Here is a 25,092-nt window from a genome sequence, read left to right as displayed (position 1 = left end):
TAGCGTCAACCCGATGAATCGACAAGCGGCGATGGATCAATCCACCCGGCCGGACAAGGGTTTTCAGCCAATTTTGTTGACCTTCAGCGGGCGAGCCTGTTTTTTGCCCCGTATGAGCGAACAGAAAACCCCGATTCGATCCGTCTGCGTCTATTGCGGCTCTCAGCCCGGACGCGATCCCGCCTTCATGGAAGCAGGCCGCAATTTCGGCCGCGCGCTGGCCGAAAACAACCTCCGCCTGGTTTATGGCGGCGGCACCAAGGGCATCATGGGGGCAGTTGCCTCGGGCGTTTTGTCAGCCGGCGGTCACGTGACGGGCATCATACCCGAATTCCTCGTCGATATGGAAGCGACGCGCCATTCGCTCGGCCAGCTCAACGAACTGATCATCACCAAGGACATGCATGAGCGCAAGCACGCCATGTTCGAGCGCTCGGATGCCTTCGTGACGCTGCCCGGCGGCATTGGTACTCTGGAGGAGATCGTCGAGATCATGACCTGGGGCCAGCTTGGCCGTCACGCCAAGCCGATGGTCTTTGCCAATGTGAATGACTTCTGGAAGCCGATGCTGGAGCTCGTCGACCACATGTCTGCCTCCGGCTTCATCCACACGGCCCATCTCGTGCGGCCGCTGGTTATCGACAGGATCGAGGATATCGTGCCGGCGATCGAAAAGCGTTGGGCCGAGACCGGAGCGCCCGAAGGCGACCCGGAGACAATCTCAAAGCTTTGAGACGAAGCGATCAGCGCTGCCGAAGCATCGGCAGCGTATAGATCACCAGTGCCGACCAGATGAGCGGGAAGGCGACAGCCTTCGCCATGCTGAAGGGTTCGTTGAAAACGAACACGGCGGTGATGAAGATCATCGACGGCGCGATATACTGCATGATGCCGATGGTCGAGAGGCGCAACAGCTTGGCGCCATTGGCATAGAGGATCAGCGGCACCGCCGTCACCAGCCCCGCCGAGGCGAGCAGGATCGTATCGGTCATGTTGCCCATCAGAAAATGCCCGCCGCCCTGCAAGTTGAGATAGACGAGATAGCCGAGCGCGATCGGCGAGAGCAGCAGCACTTCCAGGAGGAAGCCCTGGTTCGGCCCGATCGGCAATGTCTTGCGGAAGAAGGCATAGAAGCCCCAGGAGAAGGTGAGCGCCAGCGCCACCACCGGCAGTCGGCCCGCTTCGACGGTCAGGATCACCACGGCGAGCACAACGAGCGCCAGGGCCGCGATCTGGGTCTTCTTCAGCTTTTCCTTCAGGAGGACCGCACCCATCAGGATCGAAAACAGCGGGTTGATGAAATAGCCGAGTGCAGTGTCCAGCGCATGGCCGGTTCCGATTGCCCAGACATAGATGCCCCAGTTGACGCTGATCAGCGTCGCAGTGACGGCGGCCATGCCGAGCATGCGCGGATTGCGCATCGCCTTCTTCAACTCATCGGTGCGCTTGAGGATGATCAGGAGAAGGCCGGCGACCGGGATCGACCAGAGAATGCGATGCGCGATCACCTCCGCCGGCGAGATATGCGCGAGCGCCTTCATGTAGAGCGGCAGGAAGCCCCACAGGAGATAGGCCGAGAGCGCAAAGAGAAAGCCATTCAGGCTGTCCCGGTTCTCGGCAGGAGCGGAGACGTCGGCCATGGTGTTTCCTGACTTTTGTTATGCTTGGAAACGGGATTACGCCCGCAGGGTTGCAGGCGCCAATTCATTTCTGTGAAGCATCGTTCAGCCGGGCCGATGATTTGCGCGCGGCCGATCTCACTCCGCCGCGATCTGGCCCGCAAGTTCGCGGTTTTTCATCAGCTTGTAGACGATCGAGTCCATCAGGGCCTGGAAGGAGGCGTCGATGATGTTCTCGGACACGCCCACCGTCCACCAGCGGGCGCCTGTCGCATCGGTGGACTCGATCAACACGCGGGTTATGGCCTCGGTGCCGCCGTTGAGGATGCGGACCTTGTAGTCCGCCAGCTCCAAGTCGAGGATTTCGGACTGGTATTTGCCGAGATCCTTACGCAGCGCGATGTCGAGCGCATTGACCGGACCATCGCCTTCCGCAACCGACATGACGGTTTCGCCATCGACGATCACCCGGACCACGGCCTCCGAGACTGTTTTCAGCCGGCCATGGCTGTCGAAACGACGTTCGACCATGACGCGGAAACTCTCGACGGCGAAGAATTCCGGCACAGTGCCGAGCGTCTTCAGCGCCAGCAATTCGAAGCTGGCATCGGCCCCTTCATAGGCATAGCCCGAGGCTTCCCGCTCCTTGACGACCGAGATCAGCGTGTCGAGCTTCGGATCGTCTTTGGCAACCGTGATGCCGCGACGCTTCAACTCGTTGAGGAAATTCGCCTTGCCACCCTGGTCCGACACCATGACCTTGCGGAAATTGCCCACACTTTCCGGCTCCACATGCTCGTAGGTCTTCGGATCTTTCAGAAGTGCCGAGGCATGGATGCCGGCCTTGGTGGCGAAGGCCGAGCCGCCAACGTAGGGCGACTGGTGGTTGGGCGAGCGGTTGAGCAACTCGTCGAAGGCGCGCGACAGGCGCGTCAGGCCAACCAGCTTCTCGCGATCGATCGAGGTCTCGAAGCGCGAGGAATACGTCTCCTTCAGACAGAGCGTCGGGATGATGGTGACGAGATCGGCATTGCCGCAGCGTTCGCCGATGCCGTTCAGCGTGCCCTGGATCTGCCGCACGCCGGCCTCGACGGCGGCGAGTGAATTGGCAACCGCCTGCCCGGTGTCGTTATGCGCGTGGATGCCGAGCGAGGAGCCGGGGATGCCGGAGGCGATGACGGCCGAAACGATGTCCCGGATTTCTGGCGGCTGCGTGCCGCCATTGGTGTCGCAGAGCACGACCCAGCGCGCGCCGGCGTCGTAAGCCTCCTTGGCGCAGGCGAGGGCATAGTCAGGATTGGCCTTGTAGCCATCAAAGAAGTGCTCGCAGTCGACCATGGAAAGCTTGCCCGCTTCGACCACGGCCTTGACGCTGTCGCGGATGCTTTCGAGGTTTTCCTCGTTGGTGCAGCCGAGCGCGACCTTCACATGATAGTCCCAGCTCTTGGCGACCAGACAGACGGCATCCGCCTTCGACTGGATGAGCTGGCTCAGGCCCGGATCATTAGAGGCGGAGATGCCGGCGCGCTTGGTCATCCCAAAGGCGACGAAGCCGGCCTTTTGCGTGCGCTTCCTGGAAAAGAACGTCGTGTCCGTCGGGTTCGCCCCGGGATAACCGCCCTCGATGAAGTCGATGCCGAACTCGTCCAGCATGGCCGCAATCGCGATCTTGTCCTCGACCGAGAAATCAACGCCCGGCGTCTGCTGGCCGTCGCGCAGTGTCGTGTCGAACAGGGTGATCTTTTCAAGCGTCATGATGCAATCCTTGGACAACTCGGTGATATCGGCCCCTCATCCGGCTGCCGCCACCTTCTCCCCGCAGGCGGGGAGAAGGGCGATGCGGCACCGCTTGCGCCCCCTCTCCCCGCTTGCGGGGAGAGGGTAGGGTGAGGGGCAGTCTTTACTTCAGTTCTTCCCCGCAAACCGATCCGTCGCCCGGATCAGCTGGTCGAGAATGCCAGGCTCGAGATAGGCGTGGCCCGCCCCTTCGATCAGATGGAAATCCGCCTTCGGCCAGGCCTTGTGCAGAGCCCATGCATACTTGGCCGGGCAGGGCATGTCATAGCGGCCATGGATGATCACGCCCGGTATGTCCTTCAGCTTGTATGCATCGCGCAGCAACTGTCCTTCTTCCAGCCAGCCGGCATGGACGAAGAAGTGGTTCTCGATGCGCGCAAAGGCCAATGCGAATTCCGGGTCGTAGAAGTGGTCGGAATAATCAGGATTAGGCAGAAGCGTGATGGTCTCGCCTTCCCAGGTGCTCCAGGCAACGGCGCAGCGCAGTTGTTCCTCGCGGTCGGTGCCCGTGAGGCGCCGGCGATAGGCAGCCATCATCTCGTGACGCTCTTCTTCCGGGATCGGGGCAATGAAGCGCTCCCACTTGTCCGGGAACATCTCGGAGACGCCAAACTGGTAGTACCAGTCGAGCTCCGCACGGGTCAGCGTGTAGATGCCGCGCAGCACCAGTTCTGACACCCGCTCGGGATGCGTCTCGGAATAGGCGAGCGCCAGCGTCGAGCCCCAGGAGCCACCGAAGACGAGCCATGTCTCGACGCCCATCAGTTCGCGCAGACGTTCGATATCGGCCACGAGGTGCCAGGTGGTGTTGGCCTCGATCGAGGCATGCGGTGTGGATTTGCCGCAGCCGCGCTGGTCGAACAGGATCACGTCGTAGAGGGCGGGATCGAAGAGACGTCGCTGTGTAGGGCTGATGGCCCCACCCGGACCGCCATGCAGGAAGACGGCCGGCTTGGCGCCCTTGGTGCCGAAGCGTTCCCAATAGATCTGGTGACCGTCGCCGACATCGAGCATGCCGGTCTCATAGGGTTCGATCTCAGGATAAAAGCCGCGCAACTCTTTCGTCATGTCATGTCCTCTTCGGTGGCCAGGCCACCGTATCGTGATCGGGATGCTGCCGTGAGGTGGCTGCGATCCCGGCATTGCCCGCCGGAAGGTCCGAACGGTCGGTCTGCTTCTCGGGCAGGCCGAAAAGTCTGTCGAAATAGGGCACCCGGCTCTCGACGCCGTCCTGCGAGATGGGCTCTGCGAGTTCCGGCTTGTCGAGGCTGCCGATTGTCACGCTGATATAGGGCGAACCCTTCGTGCGGAAGAACAGCGGCGTGCCGCAGTCCTTGCAGAAGCCGCGCCCGCAAGGGTCTGATGATTGGAACCAGCTCGGCTCGCCGCGCATCAGCAGGAAATCCTCCTGCCGGGAGCCGGCAAGCGCCATGAAGACATTGCCGCTCGCCTTCTGGCACATGCGGCAGTGGCAGATATGCGGATAGCCGAGTTCGCCCGCGATCTTGTAGCGGATCGCGCCGCACTGGCAGCCGCCGGAATGCACCTGACGGGTCATCGTTCATCCTCCGGCGGCCATGCAGGCGTATCGTGATCGGGATGCTGGAAGCTCTCGACCGAGGCAAAAAACTCCTCCATCGCAGGGCTGGAATAGGCGGGCTTCTCGAAGAGTTGATCGATCCACGGCAGGCGCTTCTGGTGGTTCACCTGAACCTGCGGTTCGAAATTCTCCGGATGGTCGAAGGCGCCGATCGCAAGTTCCACCCCGTTTGGGTGATGATAGGAAAGCGGCGTGCCGCATTTGCCGCAGAACCCGCGCTTCACCTTGGACGAGGAGCGGTAGAGCATCGGTTGTCCGCGCGTCCAGGTCAGATGCGCTTGATCAGCGGTGACGAAGGCGCCGAAGAAGGAGCCGAAATGTTTCTGGCACATGCGGCAATGACAGATCGACGGCCGTCCCAGCTTCGACGCCTGGAACCTGATCGCGCCGCATTGGCAGCCGCCGCTATGGGTCTCGCTCATCTGTTCGTCCTCATTCCGCTGCAGCCAAAACCATCCTACCGCTTGACCTCCCAGGTCGTGACCCGCTCGCCGGTCTCCTTGTCCTTGCCGTCCTTGAGCTGGATGCCCTTGGCGGCAAGTTCGTCGCGGATCCGGTCGGCCTCGGCAAAGTTCTTCGCCTTCAGCATTTCGAGCCGCATGTCGACCAGCGCCTGAACGGCGGCGGAGAGGTCGTCGCTGACTTCGGCCTTCTTCGGCGCAACACCGAGAAGGGCCGCCGAGGCGACATACAGCGGCAGCTTCGACGGATCGGCATTTGCCGCCTGGGCCAGCGCATGGACCGCCTGAACGGCTGCGACCGTGTTCAGGTCGTCTGCAAGGGCTTCAAGGACGGAAGCATCCGGCGCCACATCGCCGGGATCACCCGCCGGCCATTTTGCCAGCAGGCGTTCTGCTTCCTCCAGCCGCTTCACCGAGAAATCAATCGGCTCGCGATAGTGCGTCATCAGCATCGCAAGCCGCAGAACTTCACCCGGCCACTTCCGCCCGCCGAATTTTTCCGTCGCCACCAACTCGTTGATCGTGACGAAATTGCCGTCCGACTTCGACATCTTGCGGCCCTCGACCTGCAGGAAGCCGTTATGCATCCAGACGGTGGCCATCAGGTCGTTGTCGAAGGCGCAGCAGGATTGGGCGATCTCGTTTTCGTGGTGCGGGAAGATCAGGTCGAGCCCGCCGCCATGGATGTCGAACTGGTGCGGCTTTGACTTTGCCTTTGGCGAAAGGCGATCCTTGATCTCTTCCCACAGATAGCGGTCGGCCATGGCGGAGCATTCGATATGCCAGCCGGGACGGCCATAGATCGGCGTGGTCGTCTTCTCGAAAGTGAAGCTCGCCGGCCAGCCGGGTTCAGTGTCTGCAGACTGTTTCCATAGCACGAAGTCAGCCGGGTTCATCTTGTGGCTTTCGACGGCGACGCGGGCGCCCGCCTGCTGGTCCTCAAGCTTGCGCTTCGACAGCATGCCGTAATCCGCCATCGAGGCGGTGGAAAACAGCACTTCGTGGCCTTCCGAACCACTGGCGACATAGGCGTGCCCCATATCGAGCAGCCGCTGGATGATCGTGATCATCTGCGGAATATTGTCGGTAGCCCGCGGCTCGACGGTCGGCTTCAGGCAGCCGAGCGAGGCCACGTCTTCGTGGAACTGGCTCTCCGTCTTGCCGGTGACAGCCCGGATCGCCTCGTTGAGGCTCATCGAACCATCGGCGATCTGTCCGCCGAAATCGCGCAAGGCGCGTGCGTTGATCTTGTCGTCCACGTCGGTGATGTTGCGGACATAGGTGACCTTGTCCGCCCCATAGGTGTGGCGCAGCAGGCGATAGAGCACGTCGAAGACGATGACGGGGCGCGCATTGCCGATATGGGCGAAGTCATAGACGGTCGGTCCGCAGACATACAGGCGCACATTGTCCGGGTCGATCGGCTCGAAATCGACCTTGTCGCGTGTGAGCGTGTTGTAAAGCTTGAGGCCGCCGGCCATGAGAAACTCCCAGAACGAATGGTACCCGGCTGGACCGGGTCGTTTGTCATCTGGGTCTATGCAGGAGACGAAAACGGCCAGGCCAGCGAAGCGCTAGCGAATAATGATCCCGCAAATGATGCAGAGGCTCGTTTTCATGGGCGCTGTTATGGCGCGCGTCGCGATTTTGGTCAAGGGCACATGCCATCGTGCCGGAATAGGCCACACGCCAGGTGGCAACTGTGGATAGTCACGCTTCGGGTTAAGTCTTTTTCAAGATAACTCCCCCAATTCTAGCGAGGCATTCCCCCGCCCTCGGAGATGATCTTCGGCATGGACCACAGCCTGCATCTGCCTACCATCATGATTGTCCACGCGTTGATCACACTGATCTCGACGGTGGTGACGATATTCATGTGGTTTCGCAATCGCGGCAGCCGGATCATGCCGTTGCTGGTGGCCGCCGGTGTGGCGGCCTGTGCCGCCATGCTGCTACATGCCGCGCGCGAGACACTGCCTCTGATCTTGTCCTCCGGTCTGGGTCTCGGCCTCGGCGTACTTGCTGTCGGTTTCTACTGGCAGGCGGTGGTCGCCTTTGAAGGTGGACGTGTCTCCATCCTCAAGGCATCGGTTGGTCTGGTGATCTGGGCTGTTCTCTGGTTCATGCCCATCCTCCATGAATCGATCACTGTCCGGACCTGCGTGCTCGGCTTCCTGGTGGCAGCCTACTGCTTCCTCACGGCAGGCGAAATGATGCGCAAGGCGAAGCCGGAACCGCTACCTTCAAGGTCGCTCGCGGCACTCGCCAATGTCATTCGCGGCGTGGTGTGGCTGGCCCCGGCTCCGCTCTCCATTTTCGTTGGGCCGGCTTACGCCGCCGATGGGTCCACCGCGCCCTGGTTTGCCTTTGTCGTTCTGGCAAACTCCATGATGATCGTGCTGTCGCTGGTTGCCCTGCTGATGCTGGCGAAAGAACGTGACGAGCTTCGCTACCGCCTGGCATCCGAACGGGATCCGCTGACCAATCTCGCCAACCGACGCACCTTCGTCACGCAGGCCAATCAGGTTCTGCAGCAGGAGGAGGGCGGCGCGAGCCTGCTGCTGCTCGATATCGACCACTTCAAGGCGGTCAACGACACCTACGGGCATGCCGCTGGCGATCAGGTTCTGCTCGCCTTCTCCCGCGCAATCGAACAGCGCATGCCGAAGGGCTGGCTCTTTGCCCGCATCGGGGGCGAGGAGTTCGGCTGTCTCATGCCGCGCATGAGTGCGCAAAAGGCGGTTGCTGTTGCGGAAAATCTGCGTCTCGCCATCGCCGACATGATCATCGCCGGGCCTTCTGCCCTGCATGTCACCGTCAGCATCGGCGTCAGCGAGGCCAATGCACGCGGCATGGACCTCGACACGCTGCTGGCCGGGGCGGATGCCGCTCTCTATCGGGCGAAGGCGGATGGTCGAAACTGCGTCCGCCTCTATGAGCCGACGATCCTGCTCAAAGAAACAGTCGAGACGCTGGCGCTCGCTGTCGGCGCGCCGCGTCGTTCGCTCGCCCGCATCCGTCGCCGCAGCAGCTGATCAGGCGGCAGCCCGCGGCAGGCGAACGAGCCCGAGTACCAGCGCACATCCGATGATGATGACGGCCCCGCCGCAGAGCTGAAGCACGGTCAGCGGTTCGTCGAGCACCAGACCACCCACCAGAACCGCCACCACCGTCACGGCAAATTCCACGCTGATCGCAGCGGTTGCCCCGATGCTTTTGACAAGCCCGAAATAGAGCACATAGGTGAGGGCGCTCATCAATGCGGCGAGGGCCAGCAGATAGACGTAATCGATGGTGGCAGGCGTGCCGGGCACCGGCACGAACCACAGAAGCGGCAGCGTCAGGATGCCGCCAGCGATGAAGGAGCCGGTGGTGACTTCCCACGGTCCGGTGTCGGCGAGATACCGGCTCGCGTAATTGCTGCCGAAGGCCGCCGAGAAGGTCGAGCCAATCATCGCGAAGCAGCCGAGCAGGAAGGCGCCGGTGACAGGCACGGCCGGAAAGCCGACCAGCATCATGATTCCGATCGTCCCGAGCACCAGACCGAGCACGCGCGTCGGCGTAATGCGCTCCAGTCCCCAGAGCTGTGCGATGACCATCGAGAAGAGCGGGATCGAGGCAACGAAGATCGCGGCCATGGCCGTTCCGATCAGCGGTGTCGCATAGGAGAGCCCGATCAACTGTCCGGCCACGGTCGTGGCGCCAACGATCGTGAAGGGCAGCCAGCCGGCGCTAAAATCCAGCCTGCGCCGCATCATCAGCGCAATCGCATAAAGCAGGGCGCCTGCGATGAAGCATCGAAAGGTAACTGCACCGATCCAGCCGAAGGCATCGACGACGTGCAGCAACAACAGGAAGGAGAGGCCCCAGGCTAGAGACAGATAGGCATAGGCGGCAAAGTCTCTGGGGGCCATGCTTAAGTCCTGACAATTGACGACCATGAGGCCGCAGGCACGATCCTGCAGGCCTTACTCCGGCATCCGGTAGTCGACGATCTTGCCTTCGCGCAGCTGGTAAAGCCTGCCGGTTTCCGTCTGGTCCGGGCCGACGAGCGGCAGAAGCTTGGCCGCGACTTCCGAAGGATGCGGCAGAGTGGCCGGATCTTCCCCCGGCATGGCCTGGGCGCGCATGGCGGTGCGGGTGGCACCGGGATCGACGGAGAGGACGCGCAGCGGGAGACGCTGGGTCTCGGCGGCCCAGGTGCGGGCCAGCGCCTCGACGGCGGCCTTGGAGGCGGAGTAGGGCCCCCAGAACGGGCGGCACTTGTGGGCGGCACCCGAAGACAGGATCAACGCGCGGCCCTGATCCGATTTGACCAGCAGCGGCTCCAGCGAGCGGATCAGCCGCCATGTGGCGGTGACGTTGATCGTCATGACCTTGTCGAAGACCTTCGCCTCGACATGGCCGATCGGCGAGATGACGCCGAGAACGCCGGCATTCAGAACGGCGATGTCAAGCTTGCCCCAGCGCTCGAAGATGTGACCGCCGAGCTGGTCGATCGCGGCCATGTCCGAGAGGTCGAAGGGCACCAACGTTGCGGTGCCGCCGACGGCGTTGATCGCATCGTCAAGCTCTTCCAGGCCGCCTACCGTGCGGGCACAGGCAATGACGTGGGCGCCGGCCTTGGCCAGTTCGATCGCGGTGAAATAGCCGATACCGCGCGAGGCGCCGGTGACGAGCGCAATCCGGCCCTTGAGGTCGATGGTCATGATCTGTCCTGTATCCCTAGAGCATGTCCGGCTTAGGCCGGATTACATGCTCTATCTCCTTGTTTTAACGCAGTCCGGACGCAAAGCCGCTGGCGGACTTTTGCTGGACCTGCTCTGGAGCTCAGCCGTTGGCGGCGAGCATGCTTTCCTTGCGGCCCGGCTTCTCGCTTTCCTTGTCGACGAGGCGCGTCGGGTAGTCGCCGGTGAAATAGTGGTCGGTGAACTGCGGATTGGCAGGATCACGCGGCTTGCCGCCGACCGCCTTGTAGAGGCCGTCGATCGACAGGAAGGCAAGCGAGTCAGCGCCGATATACTTCGCCATGGCCTCGATGCCGAGATACTGGTTGGCAAGCAGCTTCTCGGCATCCGGTGTGTCGATGCCGTAGAAATCAGGATGGAAGATCATCGGGGAGGCGACACGGATATGCACTTCCTTGGCACCGGCATCGCGGATCATCTGCACGATCTTCAGCGAGGTCGTGCCGCGGACGATGGAATCGTCGACCAGCACGACGCGCTTGCCCTCGATCATCGCCCGGTTGGCCGAGTGCTTGAGCTTCACGCCGAAAGCGCGGATCTGCTGCGTCGGCTCGATGAAGGTACGACCGACATAATGGTTGCGGATGATGCCGTATTCGAAGGGAATGCCGCTCTGCTGCGCATAGCCGAGAGCCGCCGGCGTGCCGCCATCCGGAACCGGCACGACGACATCGGCTTCTACAGGCGCTTCGAGCGCGAGGTTCATGCCGGCACTCTTGCGGGTCGTGTAGACGTTGCGGCCGGCGACGACCGAATCGGGACGGGCGAAATAGACATATTCGAACAGGCAGACGCGCTCCGGCTGCGGACGCGCCGGCATGCGGGATTCGATGGTCACAGAGCCATCAGGCTGCGTTTCGCAAATGATCACTTCACCGTTCTTCACATCGCGCACGAACTTGGCGCCGATGATGTCGAGCGCACAAGTCTCCGAACAGAAGATCGGCTTGCCGTCGAGATCACCCATGACCAGTGGCCGGATGCCGATCGGGTCGCGGGCTGCAATCAGCTTGGTGCGGGTGAGCGCGATCATCGCATAGCCACCTTCCATCTGGCGGATGGCATCGATGAAACGGTCGGTGGTCGAAGCGTGGCGCGAACGGGCGATAAGATGCAGCACGACTTCGGTATCGGAGGTCGACTGGCAGATCGCGCCGGTGGCGATAATCTGGCGGCGGAGCGTCAGCCCGTTGGTGAAGTTGCCGTTATGGGCAATGGCGATGCCGCCTTCTTCCAGTTCGGCAAACAGTGGCTGCACGTTGCGAAGCGCCACTTCGCCTGTCGTCGAGTAGCGGGTGTGGCCGATCGCCTGCGGCCCCGGCAGCTTCGCCAGCGTCACCGGGTTGGTGTAGTGATCGCCAACCAGACCCATATGCTTTTCGGTGTAGAACTGCCGCCCGTCGAAGGAGACGATACCGGCTGCTTCCTGGCCACGATGTTGGAGTGCATGCAGGCCGAGCGCCGTCAGCGTTGCCGCATCCGGATGGCCGAGGATACCAAACACGCCGCATTCTTCATGGAACTTGTCGTCCTGATTGCCATAGACGACGTAAGAAGGGCTGATCTGCTTCATGGCGAGGGCCTTTGCTCCGGGGACAGACGCGGGTGGTATGCTTTGAACAGGGAAGCCGCCGGTCTGTCCCGATCCGGCGGCGTCTGTCTTGTCTTAAGGTCGCGCGGCTGTTGGCCGCGAAACGATCAGTTGCTCGGGGCCGGAGCCTGTTCGGCCGGGGCTTGGTCGGCAGGCGCCTGTTCGGCAGGTGCCGTCTCGCCAGCGGTGCCCGCTTCGGTGTCTTCGCGGCCAAGGATACGTTCGCGGATCTGCGGCTCGATATCCTCAGGCAAAACCGCTTCCAGCTTGAGAACCAGCGAATCGAGGAAGGGCTTCGACTTGGATTCGTTGACCCAGTCGGGACGCTGGCGGAAATCGATCAGCCAGTTCCAGAAGGCGACGGCGACGACCAGCAGAAGCAGGCCACGGGCAGCACCGAACAGGAAGCCGAGCGTCCGGTCGAGCGCGCCGATGCGGCTGTCGATGATGAAATCGGCGATGCGCGAGGTGATGAAGGAGATGATGATCAGGGCGATCAGGAAGATGATGCCCGCCGAGCCGGCAAGCGCGATGCGCTCGTCGCTGGTATAGTTCATCAGATAGGGGACGAGCAGCGGATAGAGATAATAGGCGGCCGCGACGGAGCCTGCCCAGCTTGCGATGGAGAGCACTTCACGCGAAAAGCCGCGCACCATCGCCAGCACCGCTGAAAACAGGACGACGCCGATGACGATACCGTCGAAAATTGTGATGGGCATAAATTCCAACTCCAGGGCCACCGGCAAAAGCCGGCATTGATGTCACCGCGATACCGCCGGAACGCGTGGGTCACACGCGTCGGACCGGATCAACCATCCTCCTGATCCGTGGGGGCTTTCAGCCGGGAACCGGCGATCCGCGCCACGAGATCGGGAAGGCTGTCCACTTCCCTCCATTTGCCCTTCGAACCTTTGGGAAGGTCCGGCGAGGCAGCCGGCAAGACCGCGGCGGAGAAACCAAGCTTTTCCGCCTCTTTCAGCCTCTGGGCCGTGTGGGCCACCGGCCTCACGGCCCCTGACAGGCTGACTTCGCCGAAATAGACGCAATCGGCCGGAAGGGCAAGACCGGCCAGCGATGAAACCAGAGCCGAAGCAATCGCCATGTCGGCTGCCGGTTCACTGATCCGGTAGCCGCCGGCGACGTTCAGATAGACGTCATGCTGCCCAAGCCGTACACCGCAATGCGCCTCCAATACCGCCAAAATCATGGCGAGGCGTGAGGAATCCCAGCCGACCACGGCACGACGCGGTGTGCCGAGCGAGGTTGCTGCCACCAGCGCCTGGACTTCGACGAGCACAGGGCGCGTGCCTTCCATGCCGGCGAAGACGGCAGCCCCGGGGGCTTTCTCGTTGCGCTCGCCGAGAAAGAGTTCGGAAGGGTTGGCGACTTCACGCAGACCCTTGTCGGACATTTCGAAGACGCCGATCTCGTCCGTCGGTCCGAAGCGGTTCTTCACCGTGCGCAGGATGCGGTAATGATGGCCACGATCGCCTTCGAAATAGAGGACGGCATCGACCATATGCTCGACCACACGAGGGCCGGCAATCTGGCCTTCCTTGGTGACATGGCCGACCAGCACCATGGTGGCCCCGGTCTGCTTGGCATAGCGGATCATCGCTTGCACGCCGGTGCGCACCTGGGTGACGGTGCCCGGCGCACTGTCGGCCGTATCGCTCCACAGCGTCTGGATCGAATCGATGATGACGAGATCTGGCCGCTTGCCTTCGGAAACGGTGGCGAGGATGTCCTCGACATTGGTTTCGGCGGCCAGCAGCACGTCGGTATCGGCGGCCCCGAGGCGCTGTGCCCTCAGCCGAACCTGCGCCACGGCCTCTTCGCCCGAGACATAGATGACGCGATGGCCGCGCCGCGACAGGGCTGCTGCCGCCTGCATCAGGAGCGTCGACTTTCCGATGCCGGGATCACCGCCGATGAGAACCGCCGAGCCACGCACAAAACCGCCGCCGGTGGCACGGTCGAGTTCGTCCATGCCGGTCGGAATACGCGGCGCTTCCTCGATCTCGCCGGACAGCGAGGTGAGCGTGACGGGCCGGCCCTTCTTCGGTGCCTTGCCGGGACCGGATCCGATCCCGCCCATGGGGTCTTCTTCGACGATGGTATTCCACTCGCCGCATCCGTCGCATTTGCCCGCCCAGCGGGAATGTACCGTGCCGCAGTTCTGGCAGATGAATTGGGTTTTGGCTTTGGCCATTCAGTCGTCACTTTCAGGGAAGGTATCGGACGTGATGTCTTGTCGTCCATGCGCGATGCGGAGGACCACAAGAGTATCTGCGACGATACGGAAGTAGATGCAGCGGCGGCGATAGGGAAATGCGCGCAGGCCGGGTTTCAGCCAGTCACGCGAGACCCCGGGATTTCGGGATCCTGCAAGGTCTGTGATCTTCTGCTCGATATCGCGGGTGAATCGCTCGGCCGCAACAGGGCTTCGCTCATAGAGGTAATTGTAGATCTGGATCAAATCCTCGACGGCTTGGGGCGACAGTCGATAGCGTCGACCAAAACTGCTGTTCACCTTCGTGCTTTCGCTTCGGCGACGATAAAGGCAGTGAGGTCGCCCGGATTCGAAAATTCCTTGAAGTCCCCAGCCTCGACGGATTGATCGGCTTCATCGATCATCGACCGAAGTTCTGCAATCCGCTCTTGACGCTCGTTCTGGGCCAGCAGGCGCAGACCCGCGCGCAGCATGTCCTCGGCGGAAGCATAGGCGCCGTTGCTGACCTGCCGCTCAATGAATGCGGATTCGTCTGGTTCGAGCTCTAGCTGCACAGTCGAGTGAGCTGGATGTTCTTCAGTCATTGGATGCTCCATTGGCCGGAACAATAGCAGAACAAATCCGCCCGCGCCAGACCTCAGTCTTCCCCCTCGAGGTAGATGCGCTCGTAGCGCAGACCAAGCCCCGTCAGCATCTCATAGCCGATCGTGCCGGCGGCGCGAGCGACGTCGTCGAGCGGCATCGAGGGGCCAAGAAGTTCGATGTAGTCGCCGCTGCGGACCGCATTGTCAGGCAGGTCGGTGACGTCGAAGATGGTGAGGTCCATGGTGACCCGCCCGACGACGGGAGCGCGCTTGCCGGCGATCACGCCATACGCGCCGGGCAGGCCGGTGTCGCGCAGGGGAATGCCGGAGCCGGAGAGATTGCGCAGATAGCCGTCGGCATAGCCAACGCTTGCTACGGCGAGACGGCTGTCGCGGCTGAGCACATGCGTTGCGCCGTAGGAGACGCTTTCGCCCGTCTTGGCCTCGCGGATCTGCAGGATGCGCGCCTCGGCCTTGACCACCGGCTGCATCGGGTTTTTCGCGCCGTTGACCGCCTCGCCGCCATAGAGCGCGATGCCCGGCCGGGTCAGATCAAAGTGGTAGTCAGAGCCGAGGAAGATACCGGCCGAGGCCGATAGACTGGAATCAACACCTTCGAAAGCCGCGCTAACCTCCCGGAATTTTTCAAGTTGTTGGCGGTTCATCGGCGAAGACGGATCATCGCCGCAGGCGAGATGGCTCATCACGAGAACGGGATCGAGGCTGGCCGGACGCGAGACATCGTCGGTCAGCGCCAGCGCGTCGGCCATCGGCAGCCCGAGCCGGTTGAAGCCGGTATCGACATGCAGGGCGCAAGGGTAGGGGCCTCGCTCGGTGAGCACCGCCATCCAGAACGCGAGTTGCTCTTCCGATGCGATCACGGGGACCAGATCGTTCTCGAAGAAGATCTCTTCCTGGCCGGGCCAGATGCCCGAGAGCACGAAGATGCGGGCCTCGGGCGCATAGGGGCGGAGTGTCGCTCCTTCCGCCGGCACGGCGACAAAGAAGTCGCGGGCACCAGCCCGGTAAAGCACCTGGCCGACATCCTCGATGCCGAGACCATAGGCATCCGCCTTGACGACAGCAGCAGCCCGCGCTTTGCCCGAGCGGCGTGCCATTTCTCGCCAGTTCTCGGCGATCGCCGAGAGATCCACGGTCAGGCGCAGCGGTGCCGAAAGAAACTCCTCCGGCGCATCGAGAATGGTGAAACGGTCTGTCATGAAGGCTTCGGGTCAGTTGATCGATGCGCCGACCCTAGCACTTTTCTTCAAGACGAAAATGCGGCGGCCCGATATTATGCTGCTATGCACAGTGTTTCGCAGCAGGAGGCCGCCGAGGCCAATCCGGTCTCACGCAAGGAGCGAACCCGCTTCTGGCGGGACGGACGCTTCAGCGACATGGAATGCCTGACGGCATCGTTCATCACCCATGAATTCTCGCCGCATTCGCACGACACCTTTTCAATCGGTGCCATCGAAGTCGGCTGCCAGGTGGCGAGCATTCGTGGCACGCGCGAACACACGGGCCCCGGCGCGCTCTACCTGATCAATCCGGGCGAGATCCATGACGGCCAGCCCGGTGCGCCCGACGGCTATCGCTACCGGATGATCTATCCCGAGGTCGCGCTACTGACCGACATCATCGAGGACGTGACGGGTAGGGCTTTCCATGGCATGCCGAGCTTCGGTCGACAGCTTCTCACGGATCCAGAACTCGCCAATGCCTTCAACCTCGCCCATCGCCGGATCGAGAGCGGCGAGGTCGCAGCGCTCGAGGGCGAGGAGAGCATGTATTGCGTGCTCGCCACCATGTTTGCCCGCCACGGCAGCGAGATCATCCGCGCGCCTGACCACCGCGAACCGCTCGCCATGCGCCGGGTCCGCGACCATATCGCTTCCCATTTCGATGAGGAGATCGGCCTCGAAACGCTGGCGAAAGTGGCCAACCTCAGCCGCGCCCACATGATCCGGGCCTTCCGCAAGCAGTATTTCATCACGCCGCATGCCTTCCAGACGGATATGCGCATCCGCCATGCCCGCCATCTGCTGCGCTCGGGTGCGACCCCGTCCGACACGGCAGCCGCCTGTGGTTTCGCTGATCAGGCGCATATGACCCGCCAGTTCAAGGCGCGCACGGGGCTGACCCCAGCCGTATTTCGCGCCGGCTGACATCAGTCACTTTCGTTCAAGACGGCGCCACTTCGAAGCGGCTAGATCCTCCGCCAACAGGAGGTCCCATGCCAGAACATGTTTTCCGGCGCGAAGCCATTGACGGCTTTCGCGCTATCCTTCCCTTGATCATCGCCGCAGTCCCCATCGGTTTCGTCTTCGGCGCGGTTGCCACCGGTAACGGCTTGTCGCCTCTGGAGACCGTGCTTATGAGCGCGCTGGTCTTTGCCGGTGGCTCGCAATTCGTCGCCATGGATCTGTGGACCCATCCGGCCTCCTGGACGGCGCTCGGTTTTGCCGCCCTTCTTGTCAATCTCCGCCACGTGCTGATGGGCGCCTCGCTGGAGCGCAGCCTCGGCCTCTTCCGCCCCTGGCAGAAGCTGCCGACGCTGCTCATCATGGCGGACGAGAACTGGGCGCTGGCGGAGGCGCGGGCAAGGTCGACCGTGCTGACACCAGCCTACTATCTCGGGCTCGCCTTACCCTTCTACCTTGGCTGGGTGGCGTCGAGCCTGGCTGGCGCGCTCTTCGGTGCGCTGATCGGAGACATCACCATCTATGGTCTGGATTTTGCCTTTCCGGCGGTCTTCATCGTGCTGCTGACCGGCTTCTGGAAGGGCAGGGAGACCGGTCTGGTGCTGGCGGCAAGCGGGCTTGCGGCACTTGCCGTCCACGCGTTCGTGCCGGGCGCCTGGTACATTGCCGCAGGCGCATTGGCCGGCCTTGGAGCGGCCTTCATTCCGCTTAGGCAGAAGGAGCAGGCGGCATGAGCCTCGATCCCGCAACCCTTGCCACAATCCTCGCCATGATGGCGGCCACCGTCTTCACACGTCTGTCAGGAGCTTTCCTGGTGCGCAGATTGAAACTGGGCGCCGGCGCCGAAAAGGCACTCGCCACCGTGCCGCCTGCCGTGTTGATGGCCGTGGTCGCGCCGACGGCGCTGGCAACGGGCTGGCCGGAGACGATCGGATGCCTGGTGGTTGCCGCAGCAGCCCTGCGTCTGTCCCTGTTGCCTGCGGCTGCACTCGGCGTCTTCTCCGTGGCGCTCTTGAGGACTGCGGGGCTCTAGTCACGAAAAGAAAAGGGCGCCTCTCGGGGCGCCCTTTGATCTCACGGTTCTTCGTATTGAACGAAACTCGGCTCGGCGAGGTCCGCAAAGCGCGTGAATTCCGACTGGAAGGCGAGTTTCACGGTACCGGTCGGTCCGTGACGCTGCTTGGCGATGATCACGTCGGCTGTGCCCTTCACCTTTTCCATATGCGCTTCCCATTCCGGATATTTCGGATCGGCCAGATCGCGCGGCTCGAGGTTCTTCACGTAGTATTCCTCGCGGAACACGAAGAGCACCACGTCGGCGTCCTGCTCGATCGAGCCCGATTCACGAAGGTCGGAGAGCTGCGGGCGCTTGTCTTCGCGGCTTTCGACCTGACGGGAGAGCTGCGACAGCGCGACGATCGGCACGGCGAGTTCCTTGCCGAGCGACTTCAGGCCTGTGGTGATCTGGGTGATTTCCTGCACGCGGTTTTCGCCCGCCTTGCCGGCACCGGTCATCAGCTGGATATAGTCCACGACGAGGAAGTCGAGGCCACGCTGGCGCTTCAGACGACGAGCGCGCGCGGCGAGCTGCGCGATCGAGATACCACCGGTCTGGTCGATGAACAGCGGCACCTTCTGCATGGTCTGGGAAAAGCCCACGAGCTTTTCGAATTCGTGCTCGGTGATGTCACCACGGCGTATCTTCGACGAGGAGACTTCTGTCTGCTCGGACATGATACGGGTGGCGAGCTGTTCGGCCGACATTTCGAGTGAGTAGAAGCCGACGACGCCGCCGTTCTTCGCCTTGAACGAGCCGTCGGGCAGCACTTCGGGTTCGTACGCGGCTGCGATGTTCCAGGCGATGTTGGTGGCAAGCGAGGTTTTGCCCATACCCGGACGACCGGCAAGCACGATCAAGTCGGACCGCTGCAAGCCGCCCATCTTGGCGTCGAGAGACATGATGCCGGTCGAGATGCCGGAGAGATTGCCGTCACGCTCGAAGGCAGCCCCGGCCATGTCGACGGCTTGGGCAACCGCGTCCGAGAAGGACTGGAAGCCGCCGTCGTAGCGACCGTTTTCGGCGAGCGCAAAGAGGCGGCGCTCGGTATCTTCGATCTGCGCCTGCGGCGGCATGTCGAGCGGCGCGTCATAGGCAATGTTGACGACATCCTCGCCGATCTGGATCAGCGAGCGGCGCAGTGCGAGGTCATAGATAGCGCGACCATAGTCTTCCGCATTGATGATCGTGACCGCTTCGGAAGCCAGACGCGCGAGGTATTGCGCGACCGTGAGATCACCGACCTTCTGGTCGGCCGGCAGGAAGGTCTTGATCGTGACGGGGTTTGCCGTCTTGCCCATGCGAATGATTTCCGAAGCGACCTCGAAGATCTTCCGGTGCAGCGGCTCGTAGAGATGCTCGGGCTTGAGAAAGTCCGACACGCGATAGAAGGCATCGTTGTTGACGAGGATCGCCCCCAACAAGGCCTGTTCGGCTTCGATGTTGTTCGGAGCCTCCCGATAGAGCGGCTCGGTCGATTGGACCGGGCTCAGTTTGCGCGCAGCATCATTCATTCGTTCGCATCCAATCAGTGTGTCGGCGGTGGCTGCACCATAGCGAGAAGCTGGGCCGGCGAAATGGCTCGCAGCGCAACCCACATTGATTCACAGGCACGCCCTGTCAACTTTAGAAAAAGCCCAAGGATCCGATCTTTTCGGTTGACTGTGACATTCACCGAATCGGCCTCGAAGGGCTTTATTCTAGCAGAGCGAGCAGCAGGATTGAGCCGGAAAAATGCGTTGCAAGCGGGCACGCATCACAGCCTCTTCCGTCCTTGTGCCTGCTCAGCGTTCCCGCTCGCAGATTTCGTCCATGCCGTCAACGCATGGCTGCCATCACATGTATGCCGTTGAATTTCGCTGCGGGTCAATTAATTAGGGTCAATATAGATGGCAACCTAATTATTAGGAGGCGTGACGCATGTCTCGCGAGTCCAGGAATGAACAGCTTTTCGATGAGATGTCGGCATTCAACCGCAAGCTCAGGGCCTTCTTCGACGCCGCCGTGCGGGAGGAGGGGCTGACATTGGCCCGGGCGCGCGCCCTGTTTGCGCTCTCCCGCCGTGGGCCGCTCACTCAGAAGGAGCTGGCCGAGGAACTCGAAATCGAGACCCCGACTCTGGTGCGCGTGCTTGATGGCATGGCGCGTCAGGACCTGATCGTGCGGACCGAAGACGCAACAGACCGTCGTGCCAAGCGCATCGATATGACGGCGGCGGGCAAGCTCGCCTTTGAACGCATGCATGTCCTCGCGACCGATCTAAGAGGACAGATTGCCACCGACATCTCGGAAGATGACATCGACGTGGCACTCTCCGTTGTCCGGCGGCTGATGCGCAATTTGCAGCATCTCGACCAGGGCAAGGTGCGGCCATGAGCACCGTCGTCCAAACCACCGCGCCGTCAGACAATGCCCCGGCGCCTGTAGCCGCTGCTCCGGCTGCTCCCCCGGCAAAGCCGCTCTGGCTGGCTGCGATCTATGTGGCCTCCGGACTTCTGCTGTTCATCACCCAGGGGTTGGGGATGAATATCGTTAATGCCAACCTGTTCCAGCTGCAGGGCGAGTTCTCCGCCACGGCGGCCGAAGCCGCATGGCTGTCGGCAGCCTATATGGCGCCTTATGCCACGCTCTCGATTGCGCTCTTCAAGGTGCGGACACAATACGGACTGCGCCCCTTTGCGGAATGGAGCATCCTGCTCTTCGTGGCGGCCTCGGCGCTGAACCTGTTCGTCAACGACCTGCACTCGGCGCTTGTCGTGCGCTTCATCAGCGGCTGTGCCGCAGCCCCGATCTCCACCCTCGGCTTCATGTATGTGCTGGAAGCCTTTCCGCTGCAACGCAAGCTCAGCCAGGGGCTGAACATTGCGCTTCTCGGCACGCTGCTCTCGGCACCGCTCGCACGCATGATCTCCCCCGGGCTTTTGGAACTCGACGGTTGGCACGCCCTCTACTCCCTGGAGGTCGGACTGGCGCTGGTGTCGATGGCAATCATCTTCGCTCTGCCGCTCACGCCACCGCCGCGCGCCAAGGTGATCGAGCGCATCGATATTGCATCCTACCTTCTGATGGCGGTCGGGATCGGCTGTCTGGCGGTCTTCCTGACGCTCGGTCGCCTCTACTGGTGGTTCGAGACCTGGTGGCTCGGCGCACTGCTCGCCGCAGCGATCCTCTTCCTGTCGATGACAGCGCTGATCGAATCCCGCCGCACCAACCCCATGCTCGATTTCCGCTGGATCTTCTCGAAGGACAATCTGCATATGGCAGCCGTCCTTCTGGTCTTCCGCGCCGTCTCGTCAGAGCAGTCGTCGACGGCCGTCAGCTTCTTCCAGCAGATTGGTCTGCTCAACGATCAGCAGTTTGTTCTCTGGGCGCTTGTCCTGCTCGCCTCGGTCGGTGGTGCGCTGCTCTGCATGGCACTGATGTCTTCGCGCTACGTGGAGACTGCCCATGTGATCGCGCTCTCGCTGATTGCAGGCGGTGCCTATCTCGACAGCCTTGCGACCAACCTGACCCGTCCGGAACAGATGTATCTGAGCCAGGGCATGATTGCCTTCGGTGCAGCCATGTTCCTGCCGCCGGTGATGGCGAAGGGCTTTGCGAGTGCTCTGCAGAAGGGCCCGGCCTACATCGTCAACTTCATCGTGATCTTTCTCTTCACCCAGATCACGGGAGCCTTGTTGACGACGGCAGCACTCGGGACCTTCGTCACCATCCGTGAGAAATTCCACTCGAGCGTCCTCGTCGAGAACATTCTGCTGACCCGCCCGGATGTCGCCCAGCGCGTCAGCCAACTGGCCGGTGCTTATCGCAAGGTCATCACCGACCCGACAATCCTCAACGCAGAAGGGCTGACCATGCTTTCGCAGCAGGTGACACGCGAGGCCTATGTGCTCGCCTATACCGACACCTTCCTGCTGATTTCCCTTGTGACGACCGCAGCCCTCGTCGTGCTGCTCGTCCATCTCGCCTGGCGCCGGATCCGTTTGTCGCAGATCGCGCCGGTCGAACACGTCCCTCAATCCTGAAGTCGAAAGAACCGCCGTCATGTTGAAGAAGACATTCACACCCGCAACCATCCTGATCATCCTCGGCGCCCTGCTTGGCACATCCCTGGTGCTTTACGCGTGGCGCCTGCCGCCCTTCACGAGTTCGGTCGAAATGACCGACAACGCCTATGTCCGCGGATACGTCACGACTTTGAGCCCGCAGGTCAGCGGTTATGTCGTCGATGTGCCGGTACAGGACTATCAGACCGTCGAGAAGGGCCAGCTCCTGGCCCGCATCGATGACCGCATCTACCGCCAGAAGCTCGCTCAGGCGCAGGCAGCGCTTGCCACCCAGATGGCAGCCCTCGACAACTCCCGTCAGCAGGAGACTGCCGCGCAGGCGCGCATCGCTTCCAGTGAGGCCGCGGTCGATTCGGTCAATGCAGACCTCGAACAGGCCCAGAGCCAGTCCGACCGCCAGGATAGCCTGATCCGCAGCGGTGTCGTGGCCACCAGTGCCCAGGAACAGGCGCATGCCTCACTGGAACGCGCGCGTGCCGCCATGGCCCAGGCCAAGGCCGCTGTCGAAGTCTCCCGCCAGGATCTGCAGACGATCATCGTCAACCGTGGTTCGCTCGAAGCGGCCGTGGCGAATGCACAGGCCGCCGTGGAACTGGCGAAGATCGATCTGTCCAACACCGAGATCCGCGCACCCCGCGAGGGCAAGCTTGGCGAAGTCGGCGTCCGCGTCGGCCAATATGTGGCCGCCGGTACGCAGTTGATGGCGGTCGTGCCACATGAAGTGTGGATCATCGCCAATTTCAAGGAGACCCAGCTCGCCCGCATGGCAGCGGGTCAGCCGGTTGAAATCCAGGTCGATGCGCTGGATCGCCGCGTACTGAAGGGCAAGGTCGAGCGCTTCTCGCCGGCGACTGGCTCCGAATTCTCGGTCATCAAGGCGGACAATGCGAGCGGCAACTTCGTCAAGATCGCCCAGCGCATGGGGGTCCGGATCACGATTGACGACATGCAGGAAGCAGCAGGTCTTCTGACCCCCGGCATGTCGGTGGTCGTGCGGATCGACAAGAGCGTCGATCCTGCCTGAGACAATCGGTTGTGTAGAACGAAAAAGCCCGGCCTTGCAGGTGCAAGGCCGGGCTTTTCCATGAACTCACACCCGAAGGCGTGAAAGGTCTTAGCGGTCGTCCTCGCCGTCCATGTCGGCTTCCGGATCGAAGAAGTCTTCCGGACGCAGAGCGTCTTCGTCAACGCCGTAGATGGCGTCGGCGGAGGTGAGGCTTTCGCCCTTGGCCTGGCGCTCGGCTTCTTCAGACGAACGGGCAACGTTGAGTTCGACCGAGAGCTCGACTTCAGCATGCAGGTGCAGGGTCACCTGGTGCAGGCCGATAGCCTTGATCGGGGTGTTCAGCTCGACCTGGTTGCGGCCGATGTTGAAGCCTTCGGCAGCCAGGATTTCAACGACGTCACGAGCAGCAACAGAACCGTAGAGCTGGCCGGTTTCGCCAGCCGAACGGACGACGATGAAGGACTTGCCGCCGAGAGCGTCGGCAACGGCCTGGGCTTCCGACTTGCGCTCGAGGTTACGAGCTTCGAGCGTGGCGCGCTCGGATTCGAAGCGCTTCTTGTTGGCTTCGTTGGCGCGCAGCGCCTTGCCCTGCGGCAGCAGGAAGTTACGAGCGAAGCCGTCGCGAACCTTGACGGTTTCGCCCATCTGGCCGAGCTTTGCGATGCGTTCGAGGAGAATGACCTGCATGATCCTGTTCCTTTCAGTTGTCAGTATCGGAGTTTGAAGGGTCGGCCTTTTGGGCCGGCGTAAGGGCAACGGTCCGCCGGGTATCCGAAAGACCGATGATGAAGGGGATCATGAGCGGAAGCAGCATGATCGAAGAGAGATAGGCAAGCACGAGTGCCGGCAGACGCCAGTCCTTGCCGCGTGTCTTGTGATGCAGCGAGGCAAAGCCCGCCATCAGGAAGCCGGCGCCGAAGGTGCCGCAGACGGTCGCCCCGATCATCGCGGGCACGCCGCCGATGAAGCAGGCGATGATGCCGGCGAGGAAGATGAAGACCGTATTGCGGTTCATCCGGAGCGCCGACGGGAAGTCTTCGCGCGGACGCTTGTTGCGGCCGGAAGCCGTCACGATCCGCATGGCGATGTAATACATCATGGTGAGCAGCAGCACCCAGGTACCGCCCTGGATGATCGGCAGAAGCACGACCATGCTGCGCTTCAGCTGCTCGAGTGCGACCGCATCCGGTGCCATGGCCGGATCCTGCGCATTCATTGCCTGCGCCATCGCATCCACCAGCTGGCCGGTGAATTCAGGACCAAAGCCGATGATGACGCCGAGCACAACGACGGCGACCGTGACGAAGCTGCAGAGCTGCAGAAGAATGTCTGAGAGCGGATACCAGGCGATCAGATGGTCCGGGCCGCCGATCTCGGATGCGGGGCGCGCAAGGCTCGACAGATGCGCCAGCCAGCCGGCGGGTGCCAGGGTAAAGATCGCCATACCGAAGGCGAACATCGGCGAGACGCGGATCGAGCCGAGCAACGCGGCGGTCACGATCGCGGTGATGGCCGCGACATTGCCCCAGCCGAGGCCAACGATGAGAATGGGAAGAGCGGAAGCCGCATAGAGAATGGAGGCAAGCGTCGGCTGCGCCGCAGCACCCAGCACAAGCAGGGCGGCGGTAATGCCGGCAACAAAGCCGGTCGTCAGCAATTTCGCATCCAGTTTTTTCAACGTCGCTGTCCTGCTGGTTCTAGCAGTTAGGGGAGGGGCTTGAGCGATCTCGCAATAGCATCCCCAACATGGGATTTCGCCGGATGTCGCAAAAGCGCGCCATCTGGCGGTCGGTTCCGATCCGCGCCCAACGCGGAAGGGATGAAGCCCGCCGGCATAAGCCGGCAGGCTTCGGATCAGGTTACGCTACGACGTAAGGCAGCAGGCCGAGGAAGCGGGCGCGCTTGATGGCCTGGGCCAGTTCGCGCTGCTTCTTCTGAGAAACTGCGGTGATACGCGAAGGAACGATCTTGCCGCGCTCAGAAATGTAGCGCTGCAGGAGACGGACGTCCTTGTAGTCGATCTTCGGAGCATTCGCGCCCGAGAAGGGGCAGGTCTTGCGACGACGATGGAAAGGACGACGTGCCTGAGAAGAGGATGCATCAGCCATTGTGTGTTCTCCTATTG

General features: G+C 62.2%; 26 protein-coding genes. 8 read left to right on the top strand and 18 right to left on the bottom strand.

Annotated features, from left to right (window positions below; translation table 11 throughout):
- Positions 1–112 precede the first annotated feature (112 nt).
- On the top strand, positions 113–733 hold the full coding sequence (locus AC02Y0_RS11360) for an LOG family protein (protein ID WP_476378978.1): 621 nt from the start codon (positions 113–115) through the stop codon (positions 731–733).
- Positions 734–743: 10 nt separating this feature from the next.
- Here the strand turns inward: AC02Y0_RS11360 and rarD are convergent, their stop codons facing one another.
- The 6 genes from rarD to cysS form a co-directional block, all read right to left on the bottom strand.
- Positions 744–1,640 carry an EamA family transporter RarD gene (rarD, locus tag AC02Y0_RS11355; protein WP_102021441.1) on the bottom strand — a complete coding sequence of 299 codons (897 nt, stop codon included), beginning with the start codon at positions 1,638–1,640 and terminating at the stop codon, positions 744–746.
- Positions 1,641–1,757: 117 nt separating this feature from the next.
- A complete protein-coding gene (gene cimA, locus AC02Y0_RS11350; protein WP_476378976.1) occupies positions 1,758–3,374 on the bottom strand; it encodes a citramalate synthase in 1,617 nt (538 codons plus the stop codon).
- A gap of 150 nt (positions 3,375–3,524) precedes the next feature.
- Complete coding sequence (gene pip, locus AC02Y0_RS11345) at positions 3,525–4,484, bottom strand: prolyl aminopeptidase (RefSeq protein ID WP_476378974.1); 960 nt, start codon at positions 4,482–4,484, stop codon at positions 3,525–3,527.
- A gap of 1 nt (position 4,485) precedes the next feature.
- Positions 4,486–4,974, bottom strand: a complete 489-nt coding sequence (locus AC02Y0_RS11340) for a GFA family protein (RefSeq protein ID WP_476378973.1) — start codon at positions 4,972–4,974, stop codon at positions 4,486–4,488.
- Positions 4,971–5,438 (bottom strand): GFA family protein, encoded by a 468-nt coding sequence (locus AC02Y0_RS11335; RefSeq protein ID WP_476378971.1) that lies wholly within the window; start codon positions 5,436–5,438, stop codon positions 4,971–4,973. The genes AC02Y0_RS11340 and AC02Y0_RS11335 overlap by 4 nt, the downstream gene beginning before the upstream one ends.
- A gap of 35 nt (positions 5,439–5,473) precedes the next feature.
- The gene (cysS, locus tag AC02Y0_RS11330) at positions 5,474–6,958 is read right to left on the bottom strand and encodes a cysteine--tRNA ligase (RefSeq protein WP_476378969.1); all 1,485 of its coding nucleotides are present in this window, start codon (positions 6,956–6,958) and stop codon (positions 5,474–5,476) included.
- Positions 6,959–7,270: 312 nt separating this feature from the next.
- On the opposite strand from cysS, the gene AC02Y0_RS11325 reads away from it, so the two are divergent.
- On the top strand, positions 7,271–8,512 hold the full coding sequence (locus AC02Y0_RS11325; RefSeq protein WP_476378967.1) for a GGDEF domain-containing protein: 1,242 nt from the start codon (positions 7,271–7,273) through the stop codon (positions 8,510–8,512).
- Here AC02Y0_RS11325 and AC02Y0_RS11320 read toward each other — a convergent pair whose 3' ends face one another.
- From AC02Y0_RS11320 to alr, 8 genes are all read right to left on the bottom strand, one after another.
- Positions 8,513–9,391: a DMT family transporter gene (locus AC02Y0_RS11320; RefSeq protein ID WP_476378966.1), complete on the bottom strand. Its 879-nt coding sequence runs from the start codon at positions 9,389–9,391 to the stop codon at positions 8,513–8,515.
- A gap of 54 nt (positions 9,392–9,445) precedes the next feature.
- The gene (locus AC02Y0_RS11315) at positions 9,446–10,186 is read right to left on the bottom strand and encodes an SDR family NAD(P)-dependent oxidoreductase (RefSeq protein ID WP_476378965.1); all 741 of its coding nucleotides are present in this window, start codon (positions 10,184–10,186) and stop codon (positions 9,446–9,448) included.
- A 121-nt stretch (positions 10,187–10,307) separates the two neighbouring features.
- On the bottom strand, positions 10,308–11,798 hold the full coding sequence (purF, locus tag AC02Y0_RS11310; protein ID WP_476378963.1) for an amidophosphoribosyltransferase: 1,491 nt from the start codon (positions 11,796–11,798) through the stop codon (positions 10,308–10,310).
- A 125-nt stretch (positions 11,799–11,923) separates the two neighbouring features.
- Positions 11,924–12,535 (bottom strand): CvpA family protein, encoded by a 612-nt coding sequence (locus AC02Y0_RS11305; protein WP_102021431.1) that lies wholly within the window; start codon positions 12,533–12,535, stop codon positions 11,924–11,926.
- An 89-nt stretch (positions 12,536–12,624) separates the two neighbouring features.
- The gene (radA, locus tag AC02Y0_RS11300) at positions 12,625–14,028 is read right to left on the bottom strand and encodes a DNA repair protein RadA (RefSeq protein ID WP_102021430.1); all 1,404 of its coding nucleotides are present in this window, start codon (positions 14,026–14,028) and stop codon (positions 12,625–12,627) included.
- The gene (locus AC02Y0_RS11295) at positions 14,029–14,349 is read right to left on the bottom strand and encodes a type II toxin-antitoxin system RelE/ParE family toxin (RefSeq protein WP_476378961.1); all 321 of its coding nucleotides are present in this window, start codon (positions 14,347–14,349) and stop codon (positions 14,029–14,031) included.
- Positions 14,346–14,633, bottom strand: coding sequence for a type II toxin-antitoxin system ParD family antitoxin (locus AC02Y0_RS11290; RefSeq protein ID WP_476378959.1), 288 nt, complete (start codon positions 14,631–14,633; stop codon positions 14,346–14,348). Before AC02Y0_RS11290 ends, AC02Y0_RS11295 begins: the two co-directional genes overlap by 4 nt.
- A gap of 53 nt (positions 14,634–14,686) precedes the next feature.
- Positions 14,687–15,853 carry an alanine racemase gene (gene alr / locus AC02Y0_RS11285; protein WP_476378957.1) on the bottom strand — a complete coding sequence of 389 codons (1,167 nt, stop codon included), beginning with the start codon at positions 15,851–15,853 and terminating at the stop codon, positions 14,687–14,689.
- Positions 15,854–15,937: 84 nt separating this feature from the next.
- Here alr and AC02Y0_RS11280 point away from each other — a divergent pair, with 84 nt between their 5' ends.
- The 3 genes from AC02Y0_RS11280 (at position 15,938) to AC02Y0_RS11270 (ending at position 17,870) form a co-directional block, all read left to right on the top strand.
- Entirely contained in the window at positions 15,938–16,801 is an 864-nt protein-coding gene (locus AC02Y0_RS11280; RefSeq protein WP_476378955.1) for an AraC family ligand binding domain-containing protein, read from the top strand.
- 68 nt (positions 16,802–16,869) lie between these two features.
- Entirely contained in the window at positions 16,870–17,571 is a 702-nt protein-coding gene (locus AC02Y0_RS11275) for an AzlC family ABC transporter permease (protein WP_476378953.1), read from the top strand.
- A complete protein-coding gene (locus tag AC02Y0_RS11270; RefSeq protein ID WP_476378951.1) occupies positions 17,568–17,870 on the top strand; it encodes an AzlD family protein in 303 nt (100 codons plus the stop codon). The genes AC02Y0_RS11275 and AC02Y0_RS11270 overlap by 4 nt, the downstream gene beginning before the upstream one ends.
- A 41-nt stretch (positions 17,871–17,911) precedes the next feature.
- Here the strand turns inward: AC02Y0_RS11270 and AC02Y0_RS11265 are convergent, their stop codons facing one another.
- The gene (locus AC02Y0_RS11265; protein ID WP_102021424.1) at positions 17,912–19,408 is read right to left on the bottom strand and encodes a replicative DNA helicase; all 1,497 of its coding nucleotides are present in this window, start codon (positions 19,406–19,408) and stop codon (positions 17,912–17,914) included.
- A 406-nt stretch (positions 19,409–19,814) separates the two neighbouring features.
- On the opposite strand from AC02Y0_RS11265, the gene AC02Y0_RS11260 reads away from it, so the two are divergent.
- From AC02Y0_RS11260 to AC02Y0_RS11250, 3 genes are read left to right on the top strand one after another with little or no spacing between them, the layout of a single operon-like run.
- The gene (locus AC02Y0_RS11260; protein WP_476378949.1) at positions 19,815–20,270 is read left to right on the top strand and encodes a MarR family winged helix-turn-helix transcriptional regulator; all 456 of its coding nucleotides are present in this window, start codon (positions 19,815–19,817) and stop codon (positions 20,268–20,270) included.
- Complete coding sequence (locus tag AC02Y0_RS11255; RefSeq protein ID WP_476378947.1) at positions 20,267–21,919, top strand: MFS transporter; 1,653 nt, start codon at positions 20,267–20,269, stop codon at positions 21,917–21,919. Before AC02Y0_RS11260 ends, AC02Y0_RS11255 begins: the two co-directional genes overlap by 4 nt.
- A 19-nt stretch (positions 21,920–21,938) precedes the next feature.
- On the top strand, positions 21,939–22,985 hold the full coding sequence (locus tag AC02Y0_RS11250) for an HlyD family secretion protein (protein ID WP_476378946.1): 1,047 nt from the start codon (positions 21,939–21,941) through the stop codon (positions 22,983–22,985).
- A gap of 90 nt (positions 22,986–23,075) precedes the next feature.
- Here the strand turns inward: AC02Y0_RS11250 and rplI are convergent, their stop codons facing one another.
- The 3 genes from rplI to rpsR all read right to left on the bottom strand — a co-directional run bounded on the left by rplI (position 23,076) and on the right by rpsR (position 25,075).
- Positions 23,076–23,654 (bottom strand): 50S ribosomal protein L9, encoded by a 579-nt coding sequence (gene rplI / locus AC02Y0_RS11245; protein WP_476378944.1) that lies wholly within the window; start codon positions 23,652–23,654, stop codon positions 23,076–23,078.
- A gap of 13 nt (positions 23,655–23,667) precedes the next feature.
- Positions 23,668–24,645, bottom strand: a complete 978-nt coding sequence (locus AC02Y0_RS11240; RefSeq protein ID WP_476378942.1) for a DUF2232 domain-containing protein — start codon at positions 24,643–24,645, stop codon at positions 23,668–23,670.
- A gap of 181 nt (positions 24,646–24,826) precedes the next feature.
- The gene (gene rpsR / locus AC02Y0_RS11235) at positions 24,827–25,075 is read right to left on the bottom strand and encodes a 30S ribosomal protein S18 (RefSeq protein ID WP_003502063.1); all 249 of its coding nucleotides are present in this window, start codon (positions 25,073–25,075) and stop codon (positions 24,827–24,829) included.
- Between the last annotated feature and the right edge of the window lie 17 nt (positions 25,076–25,092).

Source organism: Allorhizobium sp. nf9_anc, from assembly GCF_056323085.1.
This window is presented reverse-complemented; position numbering and strand designations above follow the sequence as displayed.

What these genes read in the sequence shown, in the direction of transcription:
- cimA (WP_476378976.1), bottom strand. Translation starts at nt 3,374, where the DNA reads ATGACGCTTGAAAAGATCACCCTGTTCGACACGACACTGCGCGACGGC.
- AC02Y0_RS11325 (WP_476378967.1), top strand. Translation starts at nt 7,271, where the DNA reads ATGGACCACAGCCTGCATCTGCCTACCATCATGATTGTCCACGCGTTG.
- AC02Y0_RS11305 (WP_102021431.1), bottom strand. Translation starts at nt 12,535, where the DNA reads ATGCCCATCACAATTTTCGACGGTATCGTCATCGGCGTCGTCCTGTTT.
- AC02Y0_RS11290 (WP_476378959.1), bottom strand. Translation starts at nt 14,633, where the DNA reads ATGACTGAAGAACATCCAGCTCACTCGACTGTGCAGCTAGAGCTCGAA.
- AC02Y0_RS11250 (WP_476378946.1), top strand. Translation starts at nt 21,939, where the DNA reads ATGTTGAAGAAGACATTCACACCCGCAACCATCCTGATCATCCTCGGC.
- purF (WP_476378963.1), bottom strand. Translation starts at nt 11,798, where the DNA reads ATGAAGCAGATCAGCCCTTCTTACGTCGTCTATGGCAATCAGGACGAC.
- AC02Y0_RS11360 (WP_476378978.1), top strand. Translation starts at nt 113, where the DNA reads ATGAGCGAACAGAAAACCCCGATTCGATCCGTCTGCGTCTATTGCGGC.
- pip (WP_476378974.1), bottom strand. Translation starts at nt 4,484, where the DNA reads ATGACGAAAGAGTTGCGCGGCTTTTATCCTGAGATCGAACCCTATGAG.
- rarD (WP_102021441.1), bottom strand. Translation starts at nt 1,640, where the DNA reads ATGGCCGACGTCTCCGCTCCTGCCGAGAACCGGGACAGCCTGAATGGC.
- rpsR (WP_003502063.1), bottom strand. Translation starts at nt 25,075, where the DNA reads ATGGCTGATGCATCCTCTTCTCAGGCACGTCGTCCTTTCCATCGTCGT.
- AC02Y0_RS11275 (WP_476378953.1), top strand. Translation starts at nt 16,870, where the DNA reads ATGCCAGAACATGTTTTCCGGCGCGAAGCCATTGACGGCTTTCGCGCT.
- AC02Y0_RS11320 (WP_476378966.1), bottom strand. Translation starts at nt 9,391, where the DNA reads ATGGCCCCCAGAGACTTTGCCGCCTATGCCTATCTGTCTCTAGCCTGG.
- AC02Y0_RS11260 (WP_476378949.1), top strand. Translation starts at nt 19,815, where the DNA reads ATGTCTCGCGAGTCCAGGAATGAACAGCTTTTCGATGAGATGTCGGCA.
- AC02Y0_RS11255 (WP_476378947.1), top strand. Translation starts at nt 20,267, where the DNA reads ATGAGCACCGTCGTCCAAACCACCGCGCCGTCAGACAATGCCCCGGCG.
- AC02Y0_RS11280 (WP_476378955.1), top strand. Translation starts at nt 15,938, where the DNA reads ATGCACAGTGTTTCGCAGCAGGAGGCCGCCGAGGCCAATCCGGTCTCA.
- alr (WP_476378957.1), bottom strand. Translation starts at nt 15,853, where the DNA reads ATGACAGACCGTTTCACCATTCTCGATGCGCCGGAGGAGTTTCTTTCG.
- AC02Y0_RS11315 (WP_476378965.1), bottom strand. Translation starts at nt 10,186, where the DNA reads ATGACCATCGACCTCAAGGGCCGGATTGCGCTCGTCACCGGCGCCTCG.
- radA (WP_102021430.1), bottom strand. Translation starts at nt 14,028, where the DNA reads ATGGCCAAAGCCAAAACCCAATTCATCTGCCAGAACTGCGGCACGGTA.
- AC02Y0_RS11335 (WP_476378971.1), bottom strand. Translation starts at nt 5,438, where the DNA reads ATGAGCGAGACCCATAGCGGCGGCTGCCAATGCGGCGCGATCAGGTTC.
- cysS (WP_476378969.1), bottom strand. Translation starts at nt 6,958, where the DNA reads ATGGCCGGCGGCCTCAAGCTTTACAACACGCTCACACGCGACAAGGTC.
- AC02Y0_RS11265 (WP_102021424.1), bottom strand. Translation starts at nt 19,408, where the DNA reads ATGAATGATGCTGCGCGCAAACTGAGCCCGGTCCAATCGACCGAGCCG.
- rplI (WP_476378944.1), bottom strand. Translation starts at nt 23,654, where the DNA reads ATGCAGGTCATTCTCCTCGAACGCATCGCAAAGCTCGGCCAGATGGGC.
- AC02Y0_RS11340 (WP_476378973.1), bottom strand. Translation starts at nt 4,974, where the DNA reads ATGACCCGTCAGGTGCATTCCGGCGGCTGCCAGTGCGGCGCGATCCGC.
- AC02Y0_RS11270 (WP_476378951.1), top strand. Translation starts at nt 17,568, where the DNA reads ATGAGCCTCGATCCCGCAACCCTTGCCACAATCCTCGCCATGATGGCG.